Source organism: Microbacterium sp., assembly GCF_047602155.1.
Lineage (GTDB): Bacteria > Actinomycetota > Actinomycetes > Actinomycetales > Microbacteriaceae > Microbacterium.
In genome coordinates this window covers 316499-339997 of sequence record NZ_JASGHZ010000001.1, presented here as the reverse complement: position 1 = coordinate 339997, position 23499 = coordinate 316499, and the positions used below count along the sequence as shown (strand labels likewise).

Genomic DNA, 23499 nt, shown 5'->3' with positions numbered 1-23499 from the left:
CATCATGGCAAAGCTCAGCACTGAGCAGCTGCTCGACGCGTTCAAGGAGCTCACGCTCATCGAGCTGTCCGAGTTCGTCAAGGCGTTCGAGGAGACCTTCGACGTCACCGCCGCCGCCCCCGTCGCGGTCGCCGCTGCCGGCGCCCCCGCCGGTGGTGCCCCGGCCGAAGAGGTCGAGGAGAAGGACTCGTTCGACGTCATCCTCGAGGCTGCCGGCGACAAGAAGATCCAGGTCATCAAGGTCGTCCGCGAGCTCACCTCGCTCGGCCTCGGCGAGGCCAAGGCCGTCGTCGACGGTGCCCCCAAGGCCGTCCTGGAGGGCGCCAACAAGGAGGCCGCCGAGAAGGCCAAGGCCGCTCTGGAAGAGGCCGGCGCTTCGGTGACGCTCAAGTAAGACAGCCCCGCTGCGGCGGATGCCCCTGGGAAACCGGGGGCATCCGTCGTTTCACGCCGGCTCAGCCGCACGACAGCTGCTGCTGCAGCGAGGTCATGAGGTCGATCTCGGCCGACTGGGTGTCGACGACCCCCTGCGCCACCTGGAGGGCGCGAGGGTCGGACCCCAGGTGCAGCAGCGCCTGCGCCATCGGCAGCGCGCCCCGATGATGGCGGATCATGAGGCCCAGGAACTGGCAGTCCGCCGCGGTGCCGGTCGCAGCCCGCATGGCGGCGACCTCGTCGGCGCTGGCCATGCCCATCTGCGCCATCGCGTCGTCTTCGGATGCCGCGGCATCCGTCCCGTGATGATGCGACGTGTCGGCATCCGCCATCCACGACATCAGCGGCCCGCCGGCCTGCGGCAGGTTCCACTTCACGAGCCAGTCATAGAGCTCACCCCTCTGCGCCGACTGCGAGGTCGCGATGTCGTAGGCGAGCACGCGGATGTCGTCGCTGTCGGTGGTGCGGTAGATGTCCATCGCGAGCTCGATCGCCTGCCCGTGGTGCACCTGCATGTCGCGGGCGAAGCCGGCCTCGGGCGAGTCGGTGCCCGGTGTCGCAGACGCCGCGCCGAACGTCGTGAAGCGGCCGACCGCGAAGGCGACGCCGATGACCGCGAGGGCCACCAGCAGCACCGCCCACCACGGCGGCAGCGTCCGCGCGGCCTGCGCGCCGGATGCCGCGGTCACGACTGCTTGCCGGGTCCGTCGACCGCGCCGGTGCACGCCGAGTTCGGCTCGGGCACGTTCTGGCTGCGCCAGTACTCCTCGAAGAACTGCGGGATGCGCTCGTCGGAGGCGCTGTCGAGCTTCAGCTGCGCGTTCCAGGCGCTGAGGACGATCGGAGCCGGCAGCTCCGGGTACGGCGAGAGGATGACGTAGGTGTTCGGCAGCTGATCCTTCAGCTTCTGCAGCTCGTCGCCCGTGACCTGCGTGGCGTCGTAGGTGACCCAGACGGCGCCGTGCTCGAGCGAGTGCACGGCGTATTCGTTGGTTTGCGGCTCGTCGTAGACGCCGCAGTTCAGCCAGTACTGGTTGTGCGGGCCGCCCGCCGGCGGGTTCTGCGGGTAGTCGACGGTGCCCGTGACGTGCTCCGTCTCGTTCGTGAACGTCTCGACGCCCTCGATGGTCGCGCCGGTGCTGTCGTTGGCCGTGTACTCGTTCGCGGAGCGCGGGGCGAAGACGATGGATGCCACGACCAGCGCGATCACCACGAGCCCCGCGGTGCCGCCCACGATCCACCAGGTGAGCCGGCTGCGGCGGCGCCGGGCGAGCTGACGCCGATATTCGGCGAGCTTGTCCTGCTTCTGCTGCTCGCGCTGCTGCTTGATCGTGAGGTCGAGCTGGGCCTGGGTGGCGGGGTTGCCGCTCGTGCGCTTTCCGGACGATGTCATGGTCTTTCGATCCTACGCGTGGGGTGGACTGCGAAGCCGGGGCGCCGTCGGGCGCCGTCGGGCACCGTCGGGCACAATGGGGCCGTGGAGAAGACCGCCGACACGACGCCCGCGCCGCGGGCCGATGACCGGACGATCACCGTCGCATTGCAGCGGCTGGTGGTCGGCGTCGTGCTGCTCGTGCTCGCGGTGGGGGTCGGCATCCTCGGTGCCGCAGGCGTCGCCGACACCCCGGCGATCGACGTGCGGTGGAACGGCGTGGTCGATCGGTTCACGTCGCTCGTGCCGTTCGCGTTCGCGATGAACTTCCTCGGTGGAGGCTGGTTCGCGACCTTCGTCGTGCCGCTGGCCGGCCTCGCGGTGATGCTCGTGCTGCGCCGGCCGTGGGCCGGAGTTCTGGTGGTGGCGGCGTCAGTGGTCAGCGCCGGGGTCGTGCAGGTGATCAAGGGGATCTCCGACCGGGTCCGGCCCGAGGACATGCTCGTCGTCTCCGACCACGGCTCGTTCCCCTCGGGTCACACGGCCAACGCCGCGACGCTCGCCACGATCGCCGTCGTCGTGTTCCCGCGCGTGTGGGTGGCTCTCACGGGGGCCGCGTGGGCGCTCGCGATGGGGTTCAGCCGCACGATCGTGCACGCCCACTGGCTCACCGACACGGCCGGCGGCGCGATGATCGGCGTCGGTGCGGCCCTCGTGGTGGCCTCCGCCCTGACCGTCTCTGTTTCCCGCGAGGCCGCCCGCCGTGACCGTGTGCACAAGCTCGGCGTCGGGCGGGCGCCGTGAGTACGCTGAGTGCATGAGTGCTGCCGACGACGCCGAACTTGCCCGACTCGAGGCCGAGGCCGAGGCGGCAGAAGCCGCCCTCAAGCTCGCCCAGGCCAAGGCGGCGCTCGCCGCCGCGAAGGCTGCTGCGGCGGCGGAGTCCCCGGCATCCGAATCCCCGGTGCCCGATGCGGCACCCGGATCCCCGGCCGACCCGACTCCCGCCCCGACCGCGTCGGTTCCTGAGGAGAAGACGGATTCTGAGGACGCAGCACCGGCATCCGCTCCTCAGAATCCGACATCTCCTCAGAATCCGACAGCGCCGGCCGCGGTGGACACGGCATCCGGACCCCTGAACGCCGACCAGGTCGCAGCGATCGTCACCGGCTACACCTTCGATGCCGAGACCCTCGACCTCGGCGCGCTCATGAACACCGACCCGGTGCCGCAGGCGCAGATCCGCATTCCGCTCGCGATGATGAACCGGCACGGGCTCGTCGCCGGCGCGACCGGAACAGGCAAGACCCGCACGCTGCAGGGGCTCGCCGAGCAGCTCGCCGCGAAGGGCGTGCCGGTGTTCGCCGCCGACATCAAGGGCGACCTGTCGGGCGTCGCGACCCCCGGCGTGCCGAACGAGAAGCTGCTCGCGCGCACGCAGGCGATCGGGCAGGACTGGAAGCCCGCGGCATCCGTCACGGAGTATTACGCCCTCGGCGGCGTCGGCAAGGGCGTGCCCGTGCGCGCGACGGTGTCGGGCTTCGGGCCGTTGCTGCTGAGCAAGGTGCTGGGTCTCAACGAGACGCAGGAGTCGAGCCTCGGGCTCGTGTTCCACTACGCCGACGCGAACGGGCTCGCACTCGTCGACCTGTCCGACCTGCGCGCGGTGCTGAGCTACCTCACGAGCGACGACGGCAAGGCCGAACTGAAGGAGCTCGGCGGGCTGTCGCCGGCGACGGCCGGGGTGATCCTGCGCGAGCTCATCACGTTCGCCGACGACGGCGCCGACGTGTTCTTCGGTGAGCCCGAGTTCGACGTGCGCGACTTCCTGCGCACCGCGGCCGACGGGCGCGGCATCGTCTCGCTGCTGGAGGTGCCGGGCGTCGTCGACAAGCCGGCGCTGTTCTCGACGTTCCTCATGTACCTGCTGGCCGAGCTGTTCGAGATCCTGCCCGAGGTGGGGGATGCCGACAAGCCCAAGCTCGTGTTCTTCTTCGACGAGGCGCATCTGCTGTTCACGGACGCGTCGAAGGACTTCCTGGCGGCGATCACGCAGACCGTGCGGCTCATCCGCTCGAAGGGCGTGGGCGTGTTCTTCGTGACCCAGACCCCGAAGGACGTGCCGTCGGACGTGCTCGCCCAGCTCGGCTCGCGCGTGCAGCACGCGCTGCGCGCCTTCACGCCCGACGACGCGAAGGCGCTGCGCGCGACGGTCGGCACCTACCCGCGGTCGGGCTACGACCTGGAGCGCGTGCTGCAGGAGCTCGCCACCGGCGAGGCCATCGTCACCGTCATGAGCGAGAAGGGCGCACCGACGCCGGTCGCCTGGACGCGTCTGCGTGCGCCGCAGGGGCTCATGAGCCCGACGCCCGACCCCGACATCGAGCGCGCCGTGCACGCGTCGCCGCTGCTCGCGAAGTACGGTACCGCGATCGACCCGGAGTCGGCGCGCGAGCTCCTCACCGCGAAGCTGAACGCCGCGGCCGAGACGCAGGTGGCGCAGGATGCTGCGGCCGCGAAAGCCAAGGCCGACGCCGAATTCGCCAAGCAGCAGGCGGCGATCGCGAAGGCGGATGCCGCCGCCGAACGCGAGCGGCAGAAGGAGTACGACCGGCTCATGAAGGCCTCCGGCGGCTCGTCGCGCACGACTCGCAAAGTCGAGAAGAGCCCGATCGAGCAGGTGCTGAACTCGAAGACGACGCAGACGATCCTCAACTCCGTCATCCGCGGCGTGTTCGGCAACGGGCGGCGGTGAGCGTCGGCATCCGCCTGCGACCGACAACCCCGCACCGCGGGCGCCGCTGCCCGCTGAGGGCAGTCAGAAGCCCATGACCTGCTTCTTCTTCGCCTCGAACTCGTCCTGCGACAGGATGCCGGCGTCGAGCAGCTCCTTCAGCTTCTTCACCGTCTCGATCTGCTCGTCGAGTGAGACGGTGGCCGGGGCCGCCATGGCCGCTGGTGCGGCCGTCTGCGGGTTGAGGCTCTGGGCGAGGTTCATGCCGAAGAGCATGCCTCCGCCGTCCCCGAGCCCATGATCCTGCACGCCCTGAGCCACCTTCTGCTGGGCCGCGACATCCGACGCGTGCTGTGAGACGTTCTCGAAGGCCGTGAGGTTCATCCTGTTCGCGGAGTACTGCTTGACCAGCTCGCGCGATGCGGGGGAGAACTCGATGCTCTCGATGCCGACCTGCACGACGTCGAGTCCGTAGCGGCTGATCCACGATCCGAGCGTCGAGTCGTCGTCGGCGATCAGTTCGGCGACGGCGCCGACCTGTGACGGCAGTTCCGACACGCGATGCGTTGCGGAGAGTGAGTTGATGGCGACGAGGAACGCCTGCAGGAACTCGGACGTGATCTGCTGGCGGGCCTCGGGACTGTCGAACGTGTAATAGCGGACGTTGGGGGGCAGAAAACCTCGCACGAACGCGACCGGATCGACGACACGCAGCGAGAAGGTTCCGTACGCGACGATCTCCAGGTCTGCGCCGTAGAAGCGGTCGTGGTAGACCATGGGGCCGCGAGTCCCGAACTTGAGACCGCGCAGCTCGCGCAGATTGACGAAGGCGAGGTACTTCTGCTCGGAAGTCTGCCCGCCGTACCCGAATCGGTCGATCGCCTGGCTGACGAAGGATGTCGTGAGGCCGTCGCCGTTGAAGACGCTCGGCAACCCGTTCTGATACTCATAGCCGCCGGGTTCGACGATGACGTCCTCGATACCGGCCTGACTGAAGATGAACGCGGCCGTGTTCTCGGGAACGAAGATCTTCGAACCGTTCGAGATGACATCGGCAGAGCCTCGATAATTCGATCCGCGACCGTTGTTCGTCTGCTGGAAGAGACCTGGCGCGACCACGGTCCGCTCATCGAACGCGCCCGCGGTGATGATGTCCTTCCACTGGTCGGCGAACGTGCCGCCTATTGCCCCGGTGAAAGCCTGGATGATGCCCATCGTTGATGCCGTCCCCTTCGATGATCAGAGTGTCTGCACGGAGCTGCAGTATTCGCAGGTGACGGCCTGCCCCTGCGTCCCCGATACCGGTGCGCCGCAGGCGGTGCACTTCGTGGAGACCTTTGAGGGAGCGGCAGGCGCGGTTCCCAACTTCGACTTGAACACCCCGATCGTGTCCTTCAGGACACCGGCGACCGCCTCGGCGCCCGGGATCGCTCGTGCCCCGGGCTGGACCGGCGTCGAGACGCCGGTGACGGCCTCGTTGATCTTCGCCACCCACTCGTTCGCGCGTTTCTGGCCGCCGCTGGAGAGGTGGAACGTCTCTTCACCGTTGAGCAAGTAGACCTCGACGGCCCAGTAATTGGCGCTGATCTTCTTCGCCGAGGCTTGAGCCTGCTGATTGTGGACCTTGATCTGGGACAGCGGGAAGGTCAACGTGCCTTTGCTTCCGCCGAAGGCGCCCTTCTTGACCACCACGAGGTTGAGGTTGGTCAGGATCAGCTCGTCGCTGTAGCCCGCCCAGGTACCGCCGTGCTTGACGCGCTCGTCCTTGAACAGTACGGCCTCGTTGGGCTGTAATCTGTATGCGTTCGCCATCGGCGCACTCTCCGTCCTCTTGCCCGCTCTTACCCGCGCCGACTCAGTCGGCGATGTCCGGCTTCCAGCCCCGCTCGATCTCGGCATCCGTCGATGAACCGAACCAGATGACCTCGTGTGCGGTCGCGGAGCTCTCGCCCGCGTCGTAGTCGTAGCCTCCGGTGTACGAGGCGACCCACCCCGACGCTTCCCGCGTGAGGAGAAACTCCTTGATGTAGGCCGCGTCGTGGGTGTTCATCCAGTCGGCGATCGTCGCCGCAGACTCCGCGTCGATGATCTCTGGGTCGGTGACGACCTCGACGACGATCTCGGCGGATCCCGCCGCCCTCGCGACGTCCGCGATGATCAGCTTGAACTGGTCCCGGTATGCAGCGGTCGAGTAGTCCTGCGGGGCCGTGAGGACCCAGTGGCGGGTCAGTCCGATGCCGGTTTCCTCCGTCGCGACCACCTCGTACGGCGGGCCCGCGTACACGTACGCGTCGGCTTCGGGCGTGGCCGTCGCGTCGTCGGCTGCGTCGTCGTCGCACGAGCGGTCGACCTCCAGCCGGGGCTTTCCCGTCACGATCTCGCCCGCCACCGGCGTCTGGACGCAGACCTGCCAGTTGGACTTCTCCACGACACCGAACAGCCCGCCACCCAGCACCTCGACATCATCGCCGAGGCCGGCGCGCTCGATGTCGCTCAGTGCGACGTCGAGGCTCTTGCCCGTGACGTCGGGCATGACTACATTCTTGGCGGCCCCGCAGCCCGCGAGACCGATCGCCACCACGAATGCAGCGGCCATAACCAGCGCGCGCACCTTCACCTCCGGATGCTGTTCTCAGTGCAGGGATCGGCGAGGAGCTGTCCGAAGACGGCTCGTGCCGTGCAGACGCCTGCTCGGACGTCCCCAGAGGCGTTGTGGCCATCTCGCGGCCACAGGATCACTCTCGTATAAGCACATGCATAAATGCAAGTTGAGTTCGTGCACCCTGCCGGAACGCTGGGAGCATGAAGGAACCGCGGTCACGAGCATCCGATCATGTCGGCCAGCTCGTGCGCGATCTTCGCCACAAGGCGACGATGAGCCGCAAGACTCTCGCTGAGCGGGCGGACATGGACGTGAGTCATCTCGCTCGCATTGAAGGCGGCCAGGGAAATCCGACGCTCTACGTGTTGATTCAGCTGGCAACTGCCCTCGACGCGAAGCCCGAGCTCTTCGTACGGGGCTTGACGGCGGAGGACTTGCCGACGGAGATCAAGCCCTATTCTGAGGCGGACTTCCGCCGCGAGCTGAGGCGTCGCGGCGAAGTCGGCTCAGCCTGACTCGACGGCCGCGGATTGGAACAGGTGTGATCGCCGGGCTCGCCGTAGACTGCCCGGATGCCGCACGTGCGCCCATTCCGAGCCGGTGATGAAACCGCCCTCATCGACATCTGCCTGAAGACCGCGGATGCCGGGGCGGATGCCACCGGCATCCTCGCCGACGACGACCTGTGGGGCGAGGTGTTCGTGCTGCCGTATGTCGCGCGGTATCCGGATCTCGCGTGGGTCGTGGAGACGGGCGACGGCCGCGTCGCCGGCTACGTCGTCGGCACCGACGACACGCGCGCGTTCGAGGACTGGTTCGCGACGACGTGGTGGCCGCGGTTCGCCGGCCGTCGGCCGCTGCCGACCGGCCCCGAGGACGAGCGCACGCGCCAGGACGGCCTGCTGGCGTACGCGTACGGACGCCGCGCCGGGGCGGAGCCGTTCGGCGACGCGTACCCCGCGCACCTGCACATCGACCTGCTGCCCGAATTGCAGGGCAAGGGCTGGGGGCGCCGCCTGATCGCGACGCTCGTCGCGGAGCTGCGCGAGCGGGGAGTGGCAGGGCTCCACCTTGTCGCCTCGGCGGAGAACACCGGCGCGCTCGCCTTCTACACCCGGCTCGGCTTCACGCCGCTGCCGTCCCACGCGGGCGTGCAGGCGTTCGGGATGCCGCTCTGACGCGCGGTCGCCGGCGGCAGAGCCGGCGCAGTCCGGCGAGATGCGTGCGGTTGCGCCCGGGCGCCGCGTGGGCCTGTTAGTGCTGGACGCCGTGCCGAACGCAGGGTGCATCGCGCATCTGCGGCCCGCGAACGGTCCGAAGGGACGTTTCACCCTGCGTTCGGCACGGCGGACGCGGGCGGTCGGCGCACGACGAGCAGCACGTAGACGGCACCGACCGCGAGACACGCACGAGGTGCTGACGCCGCCCGCGCGGTAGGCCCGTTCAGCCTGTTGTTCGCAGGTCGACCTCATGCAGCCGGCCGTCGTCGAGCCGGACGACGCGGTCGACGAGCCCGTCGGGCACGCGCACGTGCGAGATGAGGATGACGGCCTGGTCCGGCCCGACGGCGCCGAGCAGGTCGCGCAGCAGCGCGTCGGACTGATCGGCGTCGACGCCCGCGGTGGGCTCGTCGAGGACGAGCACGGGGAAGCCGCGGAGGATGCCGCGCGCCAGCGCGATCCGCTGCGCCTGGCCGCCCGAGACCAGCGCCCCGCGTTCGCCGACGCGAGCGTCGAGGCCGCCGCGCTCGTGCAGCCACGGCCCGAGCCCGACGCGCGCGAGCGCCGCCTCGAGGTCGGCGTCGGTCGCGGTGTCACGGGCGAACAGCAGGTTCTGCCGGATGTCCTCGTCGAACAGCATCGGATGCTGCTCGCACAGGCCGACCGTCAGGCGCACGTCGTCGGCGGCGAGGTCGTCGACACAGATGCCGCCGATCGTGTACCGACCCCCCACCGGCAGGAACCGCACGAGCGCATGCGCGAGCGTCGTCTTGCCGGCGCCGCTGGAGCCGACCACGAGCACCCGCTCGCCGGGCCGCACCCGGAGGTCGAGGTCGCGCAGGCTCGGCGTCGCAGCGCCGGGCCAGCTCACCGAGGCGCCCTGCAGCCACACGCCGTCGCCGAGCGCCGGTGCGATGCCCGTCGCCGGGCGCAGTTCGCCCGTCGCGTCGGCCGCCTGCGCGGGGGCCGCCTCGGCGATGCGTCGCGCGGCCGCGTGCACCTGCCGCCATGCCGCGGCGGCCAGCGGCACCGCCGCGAACACCTCGAACACCGCCATCGGCACGAGCACGACGACCGCGAACGCCGGGCCGGTGAGCCCGCCCGACGCCACCGCGGGCGCCGACACGACGACGGCCAGCAGCGACGCCGCTCCGGCCAGCAACGACACGAGCGCGGTGGATGCCGCCTGCGCCGCCGCCCGTCGCACGCTCGCGCGTCGCAGGGCCTCGTCGGCATCCGCGATGCGGGTGGCACTGGCCGCGGCCGCACCGCACGCGACGAGCACGTCGAGGCTGCCCAGGTGGTCGAGGACGGCGTCGGCCAGTCGGCCGCGCAGGGGCGCCAGCGACCGCTCGGCGCGGGCACCGGCCGCCCACCCCCACGCCGTGGCCAGGGCGCCCGCGACGACGAGACAGCCGAGCAGGGTGAGCGCCGCCGGCCACCAGACGAAGGCGACGAACACGACGGATGCCGCGGCCACCGCCGCGGACGACACGAGCGGCAGCACGACCCGCAGCGGCAGGTTCTGCAGCTCGTCGACGTCGTCGACGAGGGTGCCGAGCACCGAGCCGCGGGCGGTACGCGTGAGGCCGTCGGGCGCGGGCGGGATCAGCCGCCGGACGAGGTCGGTGCGGGTGACGGCGAGCTGGCGCAGCGCGGCGTCGTGGCTCGCGAGCCGCTCGGTGTAGCGGAACGCCGCGCGCGACAGCGCGAACGCCCGCACCCCGACGACGGCCGCGGTGATGTACATGACGAGCGGCCGCTCGGCGGCACGCACGATGAGCCAGGCGCTCACGGCCAGGAGCGCGACCGCCGACGCCTCGGACAGGAACGCCGACGCCGCGCCGGGCCAGAACCGCCGGGCGGGGGGCATCGCGCCGCGCAGCACCTCGGCCGCCGTGCGGGGCGCGGTCATGCCGGCACCTCCTCGGGGGCATCGCTCGCGGTCTCGTCCCCGCCGGCACGGGCATCGGTGGGGGAGTCCGCCGTCGAGAGGTCGACGACGCGGTCGGCGATCGCCACCGCGCTGGCTCGGTGCGACACCAGCAGCACGATCGCGCCGCCGTCGGCGACGGCGCGCACCGACCGCCAGAGGCCGGCCTCCGTCTCGGCATCGAGCGCGGCGCTCGGCTCGTCGAGGGCGACGACGGGACCGACGCCGCGCAGGTGCCGGTAGAACGCGCGGGCGACGGCGACGCGCTGCGCCTGGCCGCCGCTGAGCCCCGCCCCGAGTACCCCGAGCTCCTGTTCCGGATCGAGGCCGGATGCCTGTGCCAGCGCGAGCGCGCGGTGCACCGCATCGGCGAGGCTCCATCTCGCCGGACCGGCCGGAGTCGATCGCGTCGGTGCTCCCGGCTCGGGGCCGTCCGCGCCGGGCTCGCCCAGCGTCACGTTCTGCGCGATCGTCCCGCCGACGAGCCCGGGCTGCTGGCCGGCCCACGCGAGCCAGGATGCGGCATCCAGCTCGGTGACGGGCACGCCGCCGAACGTCGCCGTCCCCTCGAATCCGGCGGCCCCGCGCAGGGCGGCGAGCAGGCTCGACTTGCCGGTGCCGCTCGGCCCGCGCACGAGGGTCACCGAACCTGCCGTCGCCGTGAACGACACCGGCGGCAGCGCGCGCTCGCCGCGGCGAACCCGCAGGCCGCGCACGACGAGGTCGCCGCCGGTGGGCGCCGCCGAGACGGTGCGCGGCGGCAGCGAGCGCGCGGCATCCATGACGGCGAAGACGTCTTCGGTCGCGGCGACACCCTCCGCCGCGGCGTGGAACTGCACGCCCACCTGGCGCAGCGGCAGGTACGCTTCGGGCGCGAGCAGCAGCACGAACAGGCCGACGGTCAGGGCGAGGGAGCCGTCGAGCAGGCGGAACCCGATCGAGACGGCGACGATCGCGACGGAGATCGAGGCGAGCAGCTCCAGCGCGAATCCGGACAGGAACGACACCCGCAGCACGCGCATCGTCTCGCGCCGGTATCCGTCGGTCACCCGCTCGATGGATGCCACGGCCCGATGCTGCCGGCCGAACACCTTGAGCGTCGCGAGCCCGCGCACCGTGTCGGCGAAGCGGGCGGCGAGGTGCTGCAGCGTCTGCCACTGCTGTCGCTGCACGGTGCGGGTGGCGAGGCCGATGAGCACCATGAAGAGGGGAATGAGGGGGATCGTGAGCAGGACCGTGAGGCCAGAGATCCAGTCCTGCCACCACATCACGGCGACGATGATCGGCGTCGCGATGACGGTCTGGGCCAGCTGCGGCAGGTAGCGCGAGAAGTAGGGGTCGAGCGCCTCGAGTCCGCGGCCGGCGGTCACGGCGAGCCGTGCGGTGTTCTGCGCCCCGAGCCAGCCCGGCCCGAGCCGGTCGATCGCGGCGGTCATCGCGGCGCGCAACTGCCCCTGCACGCGGGCGCCGGCCCGTGCGGCGACGACCTCGCGCAGCCACAGCAGCACGGCGCGCAGAGCGACGACCCCCGCCAGCGGCCCGGCGAAGCCCGCGACGTCGCCGCCTGCCACGGCCGCGTCGATCGCCCCGGTCAGCAGCCACGCGAAGGCGACGATCACCAGCGTCTGCGCGAACCCGATGGCGGCGATCGCGACGAAGAACCCGCGGGATGCCGTCGCGTAGCGCAGCAGCCGCGGATCGACCGGCGGGCTGAGCCTGCGCACGGCGGGCGCCTCGGTCGATGCCATGCTTCGATCTTCCCATCCGGGGCGCGGTCGGCGGCGCCCGAAGAGGTCAGTGCGCGGGCGACGCCTCGGCCTTCTCGATGAACGCGCGGGTGACGCGCTTGCGGAACACCCAGTACGTCCACCCCTGGTACAGCAGCACGAGCGGCAGGAAGATCACCGCGGCCCACGTCATGATCTGCAGCGTCATCTCGGTGCTCGACGCGTTGGAGATCGTGAGGCTGTAGGCGGGGTCGGTCGTGGAGGGCATGACATACGGGAACAGCGCGAGCCACAGCGTCAGCACGGCGAACACGATCGTGACGGCGCCCGCGGCGAACGCCCGGCCGTCGCGGTCGACGACGTTGAAGAACACCGAGGCCAGCAGAGCCACGGCGGCGATGACGCCGCACGCGATGACGGCCCACAGCAGGGGCGCCTCGCGCCCCGCCGCGATCACGATCGTCCACACGACGGTGCCGGCCGCGAAGACGACCGCCGGGATCGCGAGCCGCGTGCCGAGCGCCTGCGCGTCGTGGTGCACCTGCCCGTCGGTCTTCAGCCCGACGAAGTACACGCCGTGCAGCCAGAACAGCAGCAGCGTCGTCGCGCCGACCCACAGGCCGTACGGGTTCAGGAGGGTCAGCAGCGACCCGGTGAAGTTCTTGTCGGCGTCGATCGGCACGCCCTGCACGATGTTGCCGACGGCGACGCCCCACAGAAGCGCCGGCACGGCCGAGCCGGTGACGATCATGGCGTCGAACCGGCGCTTCCAGCGCAGGTCGGGGCGCTGGTGACGGTACTCGAACGAGACGCCGCGCGCGATGAGGGCGAGCAGGATCAGCAGCAGCGGCAGGTAGAACCCGCTGAACAGCGTCGCGTACCAGTCCGGGAACGCCGCGAACAGGCACGCGCCCGCGACGATGACCCAGGTCTCGTTGAGATCCCACACCGGGCCGATCGTGTTGATCACCTGGCGGCGCGACACTTCGTCCTTGCCGAGGAAGGGGAGGGACATGCCGACGCCGAAGTCGAAGCCGTCGAGCACGAAGTAGCCGACGAAGAGCACGCCGACGATGAAGAACCAGAGGTAAGCGAGGTCCATGTTCAGCTCCTAGTACACCGTTGCGACGGCGTGCTCGGTGTGGATGTCGGCATCCGGGTCATCGGACGAGGAGTCGGACGGCAGCGGCTGCGGTCCCTCGCGCACGGTCTTGAAGATGAGGCCGAACTCCACGATCGCGAGGATGAGGTAGATCGCCGTGAACGCGACGAGCGAGACGAGCACCTGCCAGCCGGGCACGTTGGGCGAGACGCCGTCTTGCGTGAGCATGAGCCCGAACACGATCCAGGGCTGGCGACCCATCTCGGTGAAGATCCACCCGACGAGGATGCCGAACAGGGCCAGCGGCGCCTGCCAGACCGCGATCTTCCACATCCACGGCGCGACGGGGCGCGTGGCCTTCGCGCGGGTGACCCACAGGCCGATCAGCGCGATGCCGGCCGAGGCCAGGCCGAAGCCCATCATCCAGCGGAACGACCAGTAGGTGACCCACAGGATCGGCGCGAAGTTGCCGTCGACCTGGTCGGCGAACTGCGGGAACAGTTCGGTCGTGTAGAGCGCGTTGAGGTCGTTGATGCCCTCGACGCAGCCCTCGAACGAGTGCGTCGACAGCAGGGCGAGCACGTACGGCACGCGCAGCGACCAGATCTCGCCGGTGCCGTCGGGCGTGCCGATGGAGAAGATCGAGAAGGAGGCGTCGGCGCCGCACGCGGAGTTGAACATCGCCTCGGCGGCGGCCATCTTCATCGGCTGGGTCTCGACCATGACGAGGCCCAGCTGGTCGCCGGAGAGGAAGACGCCGGCGAACGCGATGATCATCGACCACAGGCCGAGCTTGAGCGCCGGACGCATGATCTCGACGTTCCGGTGGCGGCTCAGCTGCCAGGCGGCGACGGCGATCATGACCCCGGCGGCGAACATGAGGGCCGAGAAGATCGTGTGCGGGAACTGCGTGAGGGCGACGGGGTTGGTCAGCACGGCCCAGAAGTCGGCCATCTCGGCGCGGTGGCCCTCCGCCGACATCTGGTAGCCCTGGGGGTTCTGCATGAACGCGTTCGCGGCGAGGATGAAGTAGGCCGACAGCCAGGTGCCGAAGACGACGATCCAGATGGTGGCGAGGTGGATGCGGCGGGGCAGGCGGTCCCACCCGAAGATCCACAGGCCGATGAAGGTCGCCTCGAAGAAGAACGCCATGAGACCCTCGAAGGCCAGCGGCGCGCCGAACACGTCGCCGACGAAGCGGCTGTAGCTCGACCAGTTCATGCCGAACTGGAACTCCTGCACGATGCCGGTGACGATGCCCATCGCGAAGTTGATGAGGAAGATCTTGCCGAGGAAGCGCGTCAGGTGCAGGTACTTCAGCTGGCCGGTGCGGTGCCACGCGGTCTGGAAGATCGCGACGAACAGCGACATGCCGAGGGTCAGCGGCACGAAGATGAAGTGGTACAGCGTCGTCAGGCCGAACTGCCAGCGCGCGAGCAGCAGCGGGTCGAGAAAGTCCATCGCCGTCCTTCCGAGGGTCTTTCGCTATGACTGAAGCTATCTCTCATCGACGCTATCGGCGACCGGTCCGCCGCCCCGCCGCGGTCGGCCGTGAATAACGCGGGGGATGCCGGTCATGCTGCGGCGTCGCCGGCGCTCGCGCGGGTGAGCTGGACGACGCACGCGCCCGGGTCGCAGGCGGGGCGCATCCCGTCGACGGCGAGCGGTCCGCCGGCCGCCTGCAGCACGCTCTGCATGAGCTCGAGGTGCACGCGGCACAGCACCTCGCGCCGGTCGGCCTGCGCCGTCGCCTGCGCGCACGGAGTGAGGTCGACCGTGAGCTCCCGCTCGTCGACGAGCGGATCGAAGCCCGCGTCGATGAGGTCGTCGACGAGCGCGTCGACCTGATGCAGCGCATCGGTGCCCAGGTGCGCGCCGCGGGTCGGGGCGGCTTCGGGCATCACGCGGCGCATGAGGTCGCCGCGCTGGGCGGCGGCGCGGACCTTCCGCAGCTGGATGGGGCTGGCGGCGTGCACGCCGCCGGCGGCGCTGTAGAGCACGCGGGGGCGGCCACGCGTCGTGCGATGCTCGGTGGCCGCCACGATGTAGCCCTCGTCGGTGAGCCGCTGCACGTGCTCGCGCACCGTGTTCGGATGCAGCCCGGTCGCGGTGACCATTTCGGCGATCGTGCGCTGTGGCCGCTCTTGCACGAGGTGCATGATCTGCACCCGCGAAGAGTTCGAGATGGCGCTGTATCCCGCTCGGCGTCCTGTGGTCATACCACACATTATTCACGGCCCGGAGGGCGTGCGCCAGGGCTGCCGCCCCGCTCTTTTCTTCCGGTCCGGCGGAAGACGACCGGCGCTACGCGCGCCATCCCCTCTCGAACGGCAGTCGCCACGCGTTCGGCGTGATGAGCTGGTGGATGGCGTTCGGACCCCAGGTGCCGGGCGCGTACAGCTTCACGGCGGGCGGGTTCTCCAGCAGCGGCGCCGAGCGCTCCCACAGCGACTCGATGCCCTCGGCGGTGGTGAACAGCGTGTGGTCGCCGCGCATCGCGTCGAGGATCAGCCGCTCGTAGGCCTCCAGCACGTCGCCGCGCCGGCTGGTCTCCTCGGTGGAGAACTGCATCGACAGCTTCTCCAGTCGCATCCCGGGCCCGGGGCGCTTGCCGTAGAACGACAGCGACACCTTCGACTCGTCGGCCAGGTCGAAGGTGAGGTGGTCGGGGCCGGCCGAGCCGATGCCCGACCCGTCGGGGAACATCGACTTCGGCGCCTCCTTGAAGGCGATCGAGATGATCCGCATGCCCTCGGCCATGCGCTTGCCGGTGCGCAGGTAGAACGGCACGCCCGCCCAGCGCCAGTTGTCGATGCGCGCGCGCAGGGCGATGAACGTCTCGGTGTCCGAGTCGGGGTTGACCCCCTCCTCGCCGCGGTAGCCGGTGTACTGCCCGCGCACGACGTCTTCGGGCAGGATCGGCTCGAGCGAGCGGAAGACCTTGTTCTTCTCCTCCGAGATCGAGTTCGGCTCCAGCGCCGTCGGAGGCTCCATCGCGACGAACGCCATCACCTGGAACAGGTGCGTGACCACCATGTCCTTGTAGGCGCCGGTCGGCTCGTAGAACGCCGCGCGCGCGTCGAGGCCGAGCGCCTCGGGCACGTCGATCTGCACGTGATCGATGAAATTGCGGTTCCAGATGGGTTCGAACAGGCCGTTCGCGAACCGGAAGGCGAGGATGTTCTGCGCCGCCTCCTTGCCGAGGAAATGGTCGATCCGGAAGATCTGCTTCTCCTGGAACGTGCGGTGGATCTCGGCGTTCAGCGCGACCGCCGACTTCGAGGCCCTCGCCGAACGGCTTTTCCATGATGACCCGCGACCGCGCCACCAGGTTCGCCTGGTGCAGCGTCTCGATGACGATGGGGGCGGCCCGCGGCGGCACGCTGAGGTAGTGCAGGCGCCGCACCTCCTTGCCGCCGAGCTCCTTCTCGGCCGCGGCGACCTTGGCGGCCAGCGCCGCCGGTCCGCCGCTCTGCGGCACGTAGGACAGCAGCGGCGCGAAGGCCTCCCACTGCTCCGTGGTCAGCTTGCGCGCGCCGACGGCTTCGATCGACTCGCGCGCGAAGTTGCGGAACTCCTCGTCGCTGAACTCGTCGAGCGAGGTCCCGACCACGCGCAGGGGGCCGGTGAATCCGGATGCCGCGAGAAACCCGATGCCCGACAGCAGCTTGCGCCGCGACAGGTCGCCGGTCGCACCGAACAGCACGATGACGAAGGGCGGCATCTCGTCCTTGCGGGGCTTGGTGTCGCGGCTCGGGTACGCCACGGTCTGGGCGGCCGCGCGGCCGTCACGCGTGGTCGACATTGCGCCCTCCCGCCTCGAGCACGTCGCCGGCGGGCCGCTCCTGGTGGCCGCCGAACTGCAGCCGCATGGCGGAGAGCACCTGGTTGGCGAACTTGTCCTCGTCGCGCGACGCGAAGCGCTCGAACAAGGATGCCGCGAGCACCGGCACCGGCACGCCGATGTCGACGGCGGCCTTGACGGTCCAGCGCCCCTCGCCCGAGTCGGATACGCGGCCGGCGAGCCCGTCCAGGGCGGGGTTGTCCTGCAGGGCGGCGGCGGTGAGATCGAGCAGCCACGACGAGACGACCGAACCGCGCCGCCACAGCTCGGTGACCTTGGCGGTGTCGATCGGGAACTGGTAGTACTGCGGCTCTTCCAGGGGCGCCACCTCGGCGGAGTGCTCCGCCTCGCGCACGCCGGCATCCGCGTTGTGCAGGATGTTCAGACCCTCGGCGAAGGCGGCCATGATGCCGTACTCGATGCCGTTGTGCACCATCTTCACGAAGTGGCCGGCGCCGGTCGGGCCGCAGTGCAGATAGCCCTGCTCCTCGGGGGCGAGCTCGCCCGTGCGGCCGGGGGTGCGCTCGATGTCGCCGACGCCGGGCGCGATGGTGCGCAGGATCGGTTCGATGTGCCGGACGGCATCGTCGGGGCCGCCGACCATGAGGCAGTAGCCGCGCTCGAGGCCGAAGACGCCGCCCGAGGTGCCGATGTCGAGGTAGTTGATGCCGCGCTCGCGCAGCGCGAGCCCGCGACGCACGTCGTCGCGGTAGTTCGAGTTGCCGCCGTCGATGAGGATGTCACCGGGGTCGAGCACCTCCTGGATCTCGTCGACGACACGACCCGTGAGCCCCGCCGGGATCATCAGCCAGACCACGCGCGGTCCGTCGAGTTTCGCCGCCAGGTCGGCGTAGTCGGTCGCGCCGATGGCGCCCTCCGCCACGAGCGCCGCAACCGACTCGGGGTTGACGTCGTAGACGACGCACTCGTGCCCGTTTCGCATGAGACGGCGCGCGATGTTCGCGCCCATCCTGCCCAGCCCCACCATTGCCAGCTTCATCGCCGCTCCTTCCGCAGATGGTCGGCCACGGAACCTCGCCCGCCCCGAACCCAGGGTGGCCCGTCACGGGCCGGATCTTGTTCATCGTGGCACGTCGTCGCCGTGACCTCAATGAAAACCTTGCCGAACCATGGATTAATGCCGGGAACCGGTGCGTTCGGGAGGAGATCGCCGTTCGGGAGGATGAATCTGCGGCATCCGATCATCCCGACGTGCAACCTCCTCCCGACGTGCACGGATGCCGTGTTCAGCCGGCGGCTTCCTCGCGGCGGAGGGGTCCGCGCCGTCAGCGATAGCTGTCACGTCGATGCCCGACCTCGATCGCGAGCACGATGAGTTCGGAGTCCTGGATCTCGCAGAGCACCCGGTAGTCGCCGACGCGATAGCGCCACTTGCCCGACAGCCCCGCAGTGAGGCCCTTCCCGGTCTTGCGAGGGTCATCGCATCCGTCGACGTTCTTGTTGAGCCATGCCACGATGATGCGGCGAACGCCCGGATCGAGCTTGCTGAGTTGCCGATCGGCTCTCTGGGAATAGAGCAGCCGCCACATTCAGAGATACTTCGCCGCGATCTCGTCAGCCGTCAGCGTCACGGGGTCGCGCTCGAACTCGCGCTTCGCGTCCTCCCACACCACGAGATCGAGTTCGTCTTCGATGCGCGAGAGCGCCGCGGTGCGAACGAATTCCGAGATGCTCATGCCGAAGGTCTTCGCGTAGTCCGCGAGCACCTGCTTCTCGGATGCCGCGAGTCGCAGTGTCACCGTCGTGGTTGCCATGGCATCCTCCTGTGTTACAGCGTAACACTGCGGAGGCTGCCCGCGTCAGCGATTCGGCTGCCACCCCAGGGCGGGCGCGACGTGGCGTGCGAACGCCTCGACGACGCGGAGGTTGAAGGCCACGCCGAGCTGCGACGGGATCGTCAGCATGAGGGTGTCGGCCGACATGACCGCGGCATCCTGGCGCAACTGCTCGACGAGCGCGTCCGGCTCGGCGGCGTACGTCTTGCCGAACGTCGCCCGCCCGCCGTCGATGTAGCCGATGCCGTCGCCCTCCTGCGAGTGACCGAAGTACAGCCGGTCCTCGTCGGTGATGAGCGGGAAGATCGAGCGGCTCACCGATACGCGCGGCGTGCCCGCGTGGCCGGCGTCCCGCCAGGCGCTGCGGAAGCGGTCGATCTGCTCGGCCTGCAGGATGTCGAACGGGCGGCCGTCGGCCTCGGTCACGAGCGTCGACGACATGAGGTTGACGCCGATGCGGCCCGCCCACTCCGCGGTCTCGCGCGAGCCGGCGCCCCACCACACGCGCGAGCGCAGGCCGGGGGAGTGCGGTTCGACGCGCTGCATGCCGGTGCCGCCGCCGAAGGGGGAGTGCGGGTCGCGTTCGGCGAGGCCCTCGCCGTCGATCGCGCGCAGGAACAGGTCGAAGTGCTCGCGGGCGAGGTTCGTGCCGCGCGGGTCGTCGTCGGTGTAGCCGAAGGTCTCGTAGCCGCGTACGACCGACTCGGGTGAGCCGCGGCTCACGCCGAGGGCGAGGCGCCCCCCGGAGATGAGGTCGACGGATGCCGCCTCTTCCGCCAGGTACAGCGGGTTCTCGTACCGCATGTCGATGACCCCCGTGCCGACCTCGATGCGCTCGGTCTTCGCGGCGATCGCCGCGAGCAGCGGCAGGGGCGAGGACTGCTGCCGCGCGAAGTGGTGCACGCGGAAGGAGACGCCGTTGACGCCGAGGTCGTCCATGCCCTGCGCGAGGTCGATCGCCTGGAGCATCGAGTCGCCGGCGCTGAGCTGACGCCCGCCGCCGAGCGGACCGTAGTGGCCGAAGGAGAGGGTTCCGAAGCGTTGCATCTCGTGTGCAACCGTACGCCGGCGATTTCCATTCCGCTGAATGGATATGGCGGTGCTCGCCGCAGCGCCCACCCGGCGATCTCCCGCCCGCGGCTCGGGCGCAGAAACAACGGGTACTCCGGCAGCACTATCGTCAGCGACGACGGCGGCATGGCGCGCCAGTCCGACACAGGGTCCGTCTCAACCGGCGCTGATTCGGGCCACGTGTTGCGCGTTGAGACCAACAACAACAACGACTGGCAAGCTTGGGTATGGTTCTAGGCATGGTGGTGACGAGGCCCGCGGTGCGCACGCTCGTGGCTGCCGCCGTGATCTCGATCGCGGTGGGCGTCGCGGGGTGTGCCGCGGCTGTCGCACCTGCGAACACGGCGTACGCGGCTGATTTCGAGGACGCCCGCGTCCGCGCCACGTCGCAGTTTGAGCACGACGTCTTGGCTGACGGGAAGATCACGCGTGCCGAGTACGAGGAGGCGATGCAGCGGTTCGTCGCCTGCGCAAACGACAATGCAGTCGACGTGAGCCTCATCGAGCAGGCCGGCTACTTCGTCTACTCCGTGACCGCCGCGTCGTCCGACAGTGACGCCGTCATGGCGGCCTGTCAGGTCGGCAACAACCAGTTCATCGAGCCGTTGTTCGTTGATCAGTTGATGAACCCCGACAAGAAGGACATCGACGAGGTCATCGCTCATTGCTTCGTCGCGATGAAGGTCGTGCCGCCGCCGTTCTCCAAAGCAGACCTGCAACGGCTTTTCCGGAGCGCGGGGATCGTCACGTACGCGGTGACGGGTTCATCAGCAGCACCGCTCGATGCGACCGGCGTCGAAGTCGATGAAGCGGCGAAGGCCATCTTGGACAGCCCCGACGCGTCGAATTGTCAGGCGAACCCCAGCTACGACCTCCTGGTCTCCGGTGATGGCGGCTGACGCCCATCCCAGGGTGGCGCACGCTGCGAAATCTCGAGGCCACGAGACCTGGCGTGGGACAGCGCTGATCTGTGTGCTTGTTGCGGCGCTGGCAGCGGCGTCGGGATGGGCGTTGGCGTTTCGTCCAGTGCCAGATGCGGCAGCCATCACCGATACTTCCCAGCAGTATCCGCTGGTCTCCACGACGTTCGCGGACTCCCGTCACGTCGCGGTGACCTTCGTTGATAGTGGTTCGCCCGTGGTTCGCTTGAACGATGCCGGGACGGTCACCGCCCAGGCGTGCACGCCCGGCGACTCGTGGGCGTCTGGTTCGACGCCGATCTCGATCGACGGGCGGCGCATACTCGCGTTGGCGACATCGACGCCGCTCTACCGCGACCTTCTCGGCGGCGAGTCCGGAGACGACGTCGTCGGTGTCCAGGCTGCCCTGGTCGCGTTGGGCAAAGATGTCCCACAGTCTGGGCACTACGACGACGCGACGCGGCGCGCGGTCGCGGCCCTGCTGGAAGCGAACGGTATCGCTGAGGGAGCTTCGCCGGGCGCACTGTTGCTTCGCTCCGTCCTTTGGTTGCCGGTCTCGCCGTTTCCGATCGCAAACTGCGCGCTCACGCTCGGACAGGTCGTCGGTGTGGGCGTGGTCATCGCCACGGGCGAGGCCGCGGTTGCGACCGCCCAGGTCACCATGCCCGTCGGCTTGGAGCCGGGCGATCGCACCTTGACGATCGACGACGCGACGGTCGCGGTCGACTCGACGGGGCGCATCACAGACGCCGGGCAACTGCAGACCCTGCTTTCGCAACCGACCGTGAGCACCTACGTCGGCGTTGCCGATCCGGAGTCAGTGGGCGTTCCCGCGCCCACCGGAACCCTCGCGCTCGCGTCTCCGATCGACGCATTCGCAGTCCCGCCTTCCGCTCTTTCCGATGTCGTTGGAAATGACGGATGCGTGTGGGGTTCGGGCGGCGGCATCCGGGTTCGTATTCTCTCGTCGAGTCTTGGGCTCACCTACATCGCCTTCGCGGATGATCAAGAGGTGCCCAGTTCGGTGCTCGTGCGCGCGCCGATCGGAAAGCAATGCGACTAGTCGTTACCGATCTGTGTCACGAGTTCGCCGGCGGGCTCCCGCTCTTCTCACACCTCAGCTTCACGCTTCGACCGGGAGTGCTCACCGGACTCGTCGGCCCCTCGGGGTCGGGGAAGAGCACGCTCTTGTCGATTCTCGCCGGTATGGAACCTGTCAAGACCGGTCGCGTCGACCGCGACGACGTCGGACGCATCGGGTGGATCTTCCAGAGCCCGGTGGGGGCACCGCGACGAACCGCGGTCGACCAGGTGGTGTTTCCTCAAGTGGCGCGTGGACTCAGGCGCGCGACGGCCGAGGCAGAAGCCATGCGGCTGCTTGACCGGTTCCAACTCGCACACGTGAGTGACCGAGAGTTCCGCCGGCTGTCCGGTGGGGAACAGCAACGCTTGGCGTTCGCTCGCGCGATCGCCGCCGACTTCGGCGTGCTCCTCATCGACGAGCCCACCGCTCAGCTCGACCCGGTGACCGCCCGTACCGTCCACGCGGTGATTCGCGAACTTGTCTCCGATGATCGCATCGTCCTCGTCGCGACGCACGACGAGACACTCCGGAAGTGCTGCGATGACGTCATCGAATTGGCAGGTGCTGTGTGAGGTGGAGCGAGACCGGCACCGAGGCATGGCGCAATCTCACGACGGGGACCACACGGGCCATCGGTCTTGCCATCGTGTTGGTCGTGCTAGCGTTCATGACCGTCGGGATGGATGCTCTCGTGATCCGGTCCGTCTATGTGGGTCAGCGCGGCTTAGTGGACGGCGGCGGCGCCACCGTCAGAGTCAGCGCGAAGGGCGCGATCGACGCGGTCCAGTGCCTCGCGCTGGGGGAGGTCGACGGCGTGCGTGCGGCGATCGCGCTGCGATCGGTGTCACAACGATTTCGCCTTGAGACCTTGCCCGCCAGCCCGCCGTCACTGTATGAGGTCGCCGGAGATGCCACCGCGTTGTTCGGAGGAACACCGCCCGACGGCGACGGCGTCCTGGTGTCAAGCCAGCTGGCAGAGCAGTTGCACGCCGAAGCCGGTGATGTCCTGCCCGTTGCGGATCACGCGGATGGCGCAAGGGTGAGGGGCGTCTTCCAGTACCCAGAAGACGGGCGGGCGTCCGTTCTGTCCGCGGCGATACTCCAACCGGTGCCGGCGAGCGCGGGATTCGACGAGTGCTGGGCCACGGTGTGGCCGTTTGACGCAGCCACCGAAGGACTCATCACGACAGCAGTCGCCCTGGGCACACCGACCAGTGAGGTTACCATCTCACGACTCAATCAAACTTTCGGCGTCCCCCGCGCGACGGGAGATGCGCTCGCGAGTCGAACGACGCTGTTCGCGCCTCTCGCCGGCGGCATCCTTGCTGCGGCGTGGGGGTTCTTCGCAGTCCGGGTCAGACGCGTCGAGCTGGCGCTCGCCCGCCACCTCGGCCAGTCTCGCCGCGCACAGTCTGTGCAACAAGCCCTCGAGGCGCTCGCCTGGACGGTCCCCTCCCTCGCGCTGTGTTTCACTGTGACTGTCGTGGTGGCCACTCGTGATCTCACCGCTGCGGAGGCCGCGGCCGTCACCGCGTCTGCCCTCATCGACTACACGTCCATGGCTTCGGCGGTACTGTCCGGTGCTCTGATCGCAATACTCGCCATCAGCGCTCGGCGGATACATCAGTGGTCGCGAGACCGGTGAGCGCCGCGGCCCCG

General features: G+C 69.4%; 24 protein-coding genes and 1 pseudogene. 9 read left to right on the top strand and 16 right to left on the bottom strand.

Annotated elements, in window-relative coordinates:
* Positions 1-4: 4 nt before the first annotated feature.
* Complete coding sequence (gene rplL / locus QM720_RS01625; RefSeq protein WP_415124426.1) at positions 5-394, top strand: 50S ribosomal protein L7/L12; 390 nt, start codon at positions 5-7, stop codon at positions 392-394.
* A gap of 61 nt (positions 395-455) precedes the next feature.
* Here the strand turns inward: rplL and QM720_RS01620 are convergent, their stop codons facing one another.
* On the bottom strand, positions 456-1124 hold the full coding sequence (locus tag QM720_RS01620) for a DUF305 domain-containing protein (RefSeq protein WP_415124425.1): 669 nt from the start codon (positions 1122-1124) through the stop codon (positions 456-458).
* Positions 1121-1828: a DUF3105 domain-containing protein gene (locus tag QM720_RS01615; protein ID WP_415124424.1), complete on the bottom strand. Its 708-nt coding sequence runs from the start codon at positions 1826-1828 to the stop codon at positions 1121-1123. The genes QM720_RS01620 and QM720_RS01615 overlap by 4 nt, the downstream gene beginning before the upstream one ends.
* Positions 1829-1912: 84 nt before the next feature.
* Here QM720_RS01615 and QM720_RS01610 point away from each other — a divergent pair, with 84 nt between their 5' ends.
* Entirely contained in the window at positions 1913-2611 is a 699-nt protein-coding gene (locus QM720_RS01610; protein WP_415124423.1) for a phosphatase PAP2 family protein, read from the top strand.
* Positions 2612-2624: 13 nt separating this feature from the next.
* The gene (locus tag QM720_RS01605) at positions 2625-4562 is read left to right on the top strand and encodes a helicase HerA-like domain-containing protein (RefSeq protein ID WP_415124422.1); all 1938 of its coding nucleotides are present in this window, start codon (positions 2625-2627) and stop codon (positions 4560-4562) included.
* 63 nt (positions 4563-4625) lie between these two features.
* Here QM720_RS01605 and QM720_RS01600 read toward each other — a convergent pair whose 3' ends face one another.
* The 3 genes from QM720_RS01600 to QM720_RS01590 are packed head-to-tail and all read right to left on the bottom strand — an operon-like array spanning position 4626 to position 7074.
* Positions 4626-5756, bottom strand: a complete 1131-nt coding sequence (locus QM720_RS01600; RefSeq protein WP_415124421.1) for an SPFH domain-containing protein — start codon at positions 5754-5756, stop codon at positions 4626-4628.
* A 24-nt stretch (positions 5757-5780) separates the two neighbouring features.
* Entirely contained in the window at positions 5781-6353 is a 573-nt protein-coding gene (locus QM720_RS01595; RefSeq protein WP_415124420.1) for a hypothetical protein, read from the bottom strand.
* 43 nt (positions 6354-6396) lie between these two features.
* Positions 6397-7074, bottom strand: a complete 678-nt coding sequence (locus tag QM720_RS01590; RefSeq protein ID WP_415124419.1) for a hypothetical protein — start codon at positions 7072-7074, stop codon at positions 6397-6399.
* A gap of 269 nt (positions 7075-7343) precedes the next feature.
* Here QM720_RS01590 and QM720_RS01585 point away from each other — a divergent pair, with 269 nt between their 5' ends.
* Positions 7344-7658, top strand: a complete 315-nt coding sequence (locus tag QM720_RS01585; RefSeq protein WP_415124418.1) for a helix-turn-helix domain-containing protein — start codon at positions 7344-7346, stop codon at positions 7656-7658.
* A 57-nt stretch (positions 7659-7715) separates the two neighbouring features.
* A complete protein-coding gene (locus tag QM720_RS01580; RefSeq protein WP_415124417.1) occupies positions 7716-8321 on the top strand; it encodes a GNAT family N-acetyltransferase in 606 nt (201 codons plus the stop codon).
* A gap of 265 nt (positions 8322-8586) precedes the next feature.
* Here QM720_RS01580 and cydC read toward each other — a convergent pair whose 3' ends face one another.
* The 11 genes and pseudogenes from cydC to QM720_RS01525 all read right to left on the bottom strand — a co-directional run bounded on the left by cydC (position 8587) and on the right by QM720_RS01525 (position 19812).
* Entirely contained in the window at positions 8587-10278 is a 1692-nt protein-coding gene (gene cydC, locus QM720_RS01575; protein WP_415124416.1) for a thiol reductant ABC exporter subunit CydC, read from the bottom strand.
* Positions 10275-12044, bottom strand: a complete 1770-nt coding sequence (gene cydD, locus QM720_RS01570) for a thiol reductant ABC exporter subunit CydD (protein WP_415124415.1) — start codon at positions 12042-12044, stop codon at positions 10275-10277. Before cydD ends, cydC begins: the two co-directional genes overlap by 4 nt.
* 46 nt (positions 12045-12090) lie before the next feature.
* Entirely contained in the window at positions 12091-13125 is a 1035-nt protein-coding gene (gene cydB / locus QM720_RS01565; RefSeq protein ID WP_415124414.1) for a cytochrome d ubiquinol oxidase subunit II, read from the bottom strand.
* A 9-nt stretch (positions 13126-13134) separates the two neighbouring features.
* On the bottom strand, positions 13135-14586 hold the full coding sequence (locus tag QM720_RS01560; RefSeq protein WP_415124413.1) for a cytochrome ubiquinol oxidase subunit I: 1452 nt from the start codon (positions 14584-14586) through the stop codon (positions 13135-13137).
* 113 nt (positions 14587-14699) lie between these two features.
* A complete protein-coding gene (locus QM720_RS01555) occupies positions 14700-15344 on the bottom strand; it encodes a winged helix-turn-helix transcriptional regulator (RefSeq protein ID WP_415124412.1) in 645 nt (214 codons plus the stop codon).
* 85 nt (positions 15345-15429) lie between these two features.
* Positions 15430-16377 (bottom strand): hypothetical protein, encoded by a 948-nt coding sequence (locus QM720_RS01550; RefSeq protein WP_415127769.1) that lies wholly within the window; start codon positions 16375-16377, stop codon positions 15430-15432.
* Positions 16378-16468: 91 nt separating this feature from the next.
* Positions 16469-16849 (bottom strand): annotated as a pseudogene (locus QM720_RS01545) (glucose-6-phosphate dehydrogenase); the annotation flags it as partial.
* 64 nt (positions 16850-16913) lie between these two features.
* Positions 16914-17969 carry a phosphogluconate dehydrogenase (NAD(+)-dependent, decarboxylating) gene (gene gnd / locus QM720_RS01540; RefSeq protein WP_415124411.1) on the bottom strand — a complete coding sequence of 352 codons (1056 nt, stop codon included), beginning with the start codon at positions 17967-17969 and terminating at the stop codon, positions 16914-16916.
* Positions 17970-18255: 286 nt separating this feature from the next.
* Positions 18256-18519, bottom strand: coding sequence for a type II toxin-antitoxin system RelE family toxin (locus QM720_RS01535; RefSeq protein ID WP_415124410.1), 264 nt, complete (start codon positions 18517-18519; stop codon positions 18256-18258).
* Complete coding sequence (gene relB / locus QM720_RS01530; RefSeq protein ID WP_415124409.1) at positions 18520-18744, bottom strand: type II toxin-antitoxin system RelB family antitoxin; 225 nt, start codon at positions 18742-18744, stop codon at positions 18520-18522.
* 45 nt (positions 18745-18789) lie between these two features.
* Positions 18790-19812 carry an LLM class flavin-dependent oxidoreductase gene (locus QM720_RS01525; protein WP_415124407.1) on the bottom strand — a complete coding sequence of 341 codons (1023 nt, stop codon included), beginning with the start codon at positions 19810-19812 and terminating at the stop codon, positions 18790-18792.
* Positions 19813-20075: 263 nt separating this feature from the next.
* Between QM720_RS01525 and QM720_RS01520 the strand changes: the two genes are divergently transcribed.
* The 4 genes from QM720_RS01520 to QM720_RS01505 are packed head-to-tail and all read left to right on the top strand — an operon-like array spanning position 20076 to position 23485.
* Complete coding sequence (locus tag QM720_RS01520; RefSeq protein ID WP_415124405.1) at positions 20076-20735, top strand: hypothetical protein; 660 nt, start codon at positions 20076-20078, stop codon at positions 20733-20735.
* Complete coding sequence (locus QM720_RS01515; protein ID WP_415124403.1) at positions 20725-21819, top strand: hypothetical protein; 1095 nt, start codon at positions 20725-20727, stop codon at positions 21817-21819. The genes QM720_RS01520 and QM720_RS01515 overlap by 11 nt, the downstream gene beginning before the upstream one ends.
* On the top strand, positions 21810-22412 hold the full coding sequence (locus tag QM720_RS01510) for an ATP-binding cassette domain-containing protein (protein WP_415124401.1): 603 nt from the start codon (positions 21810-21812) through the stop codon (positions 22410-22412). Before QM720_RS01515 ends, QM720_RS01510 begins: the two co-directional genes overlap by 10 nt.
* Positions 22409-23485 carry a hypothetical protein gene (locus QM720_RS01505; protein ID WP_415124399.1) on the top strand — a complete coding sequence of 359 codons (1077 nt, stop codon included), beginning with the start codon at positions 22409-22411 and terminating at the stop codon, positions 23483-23485. The genes QM720_RS01510 and QM720_RS01505 overlap by 4 nt, the downstream gene beginning before the upstream one ends.
* Positions 23486-23499 lie beyond the last annotated feature (14 nt).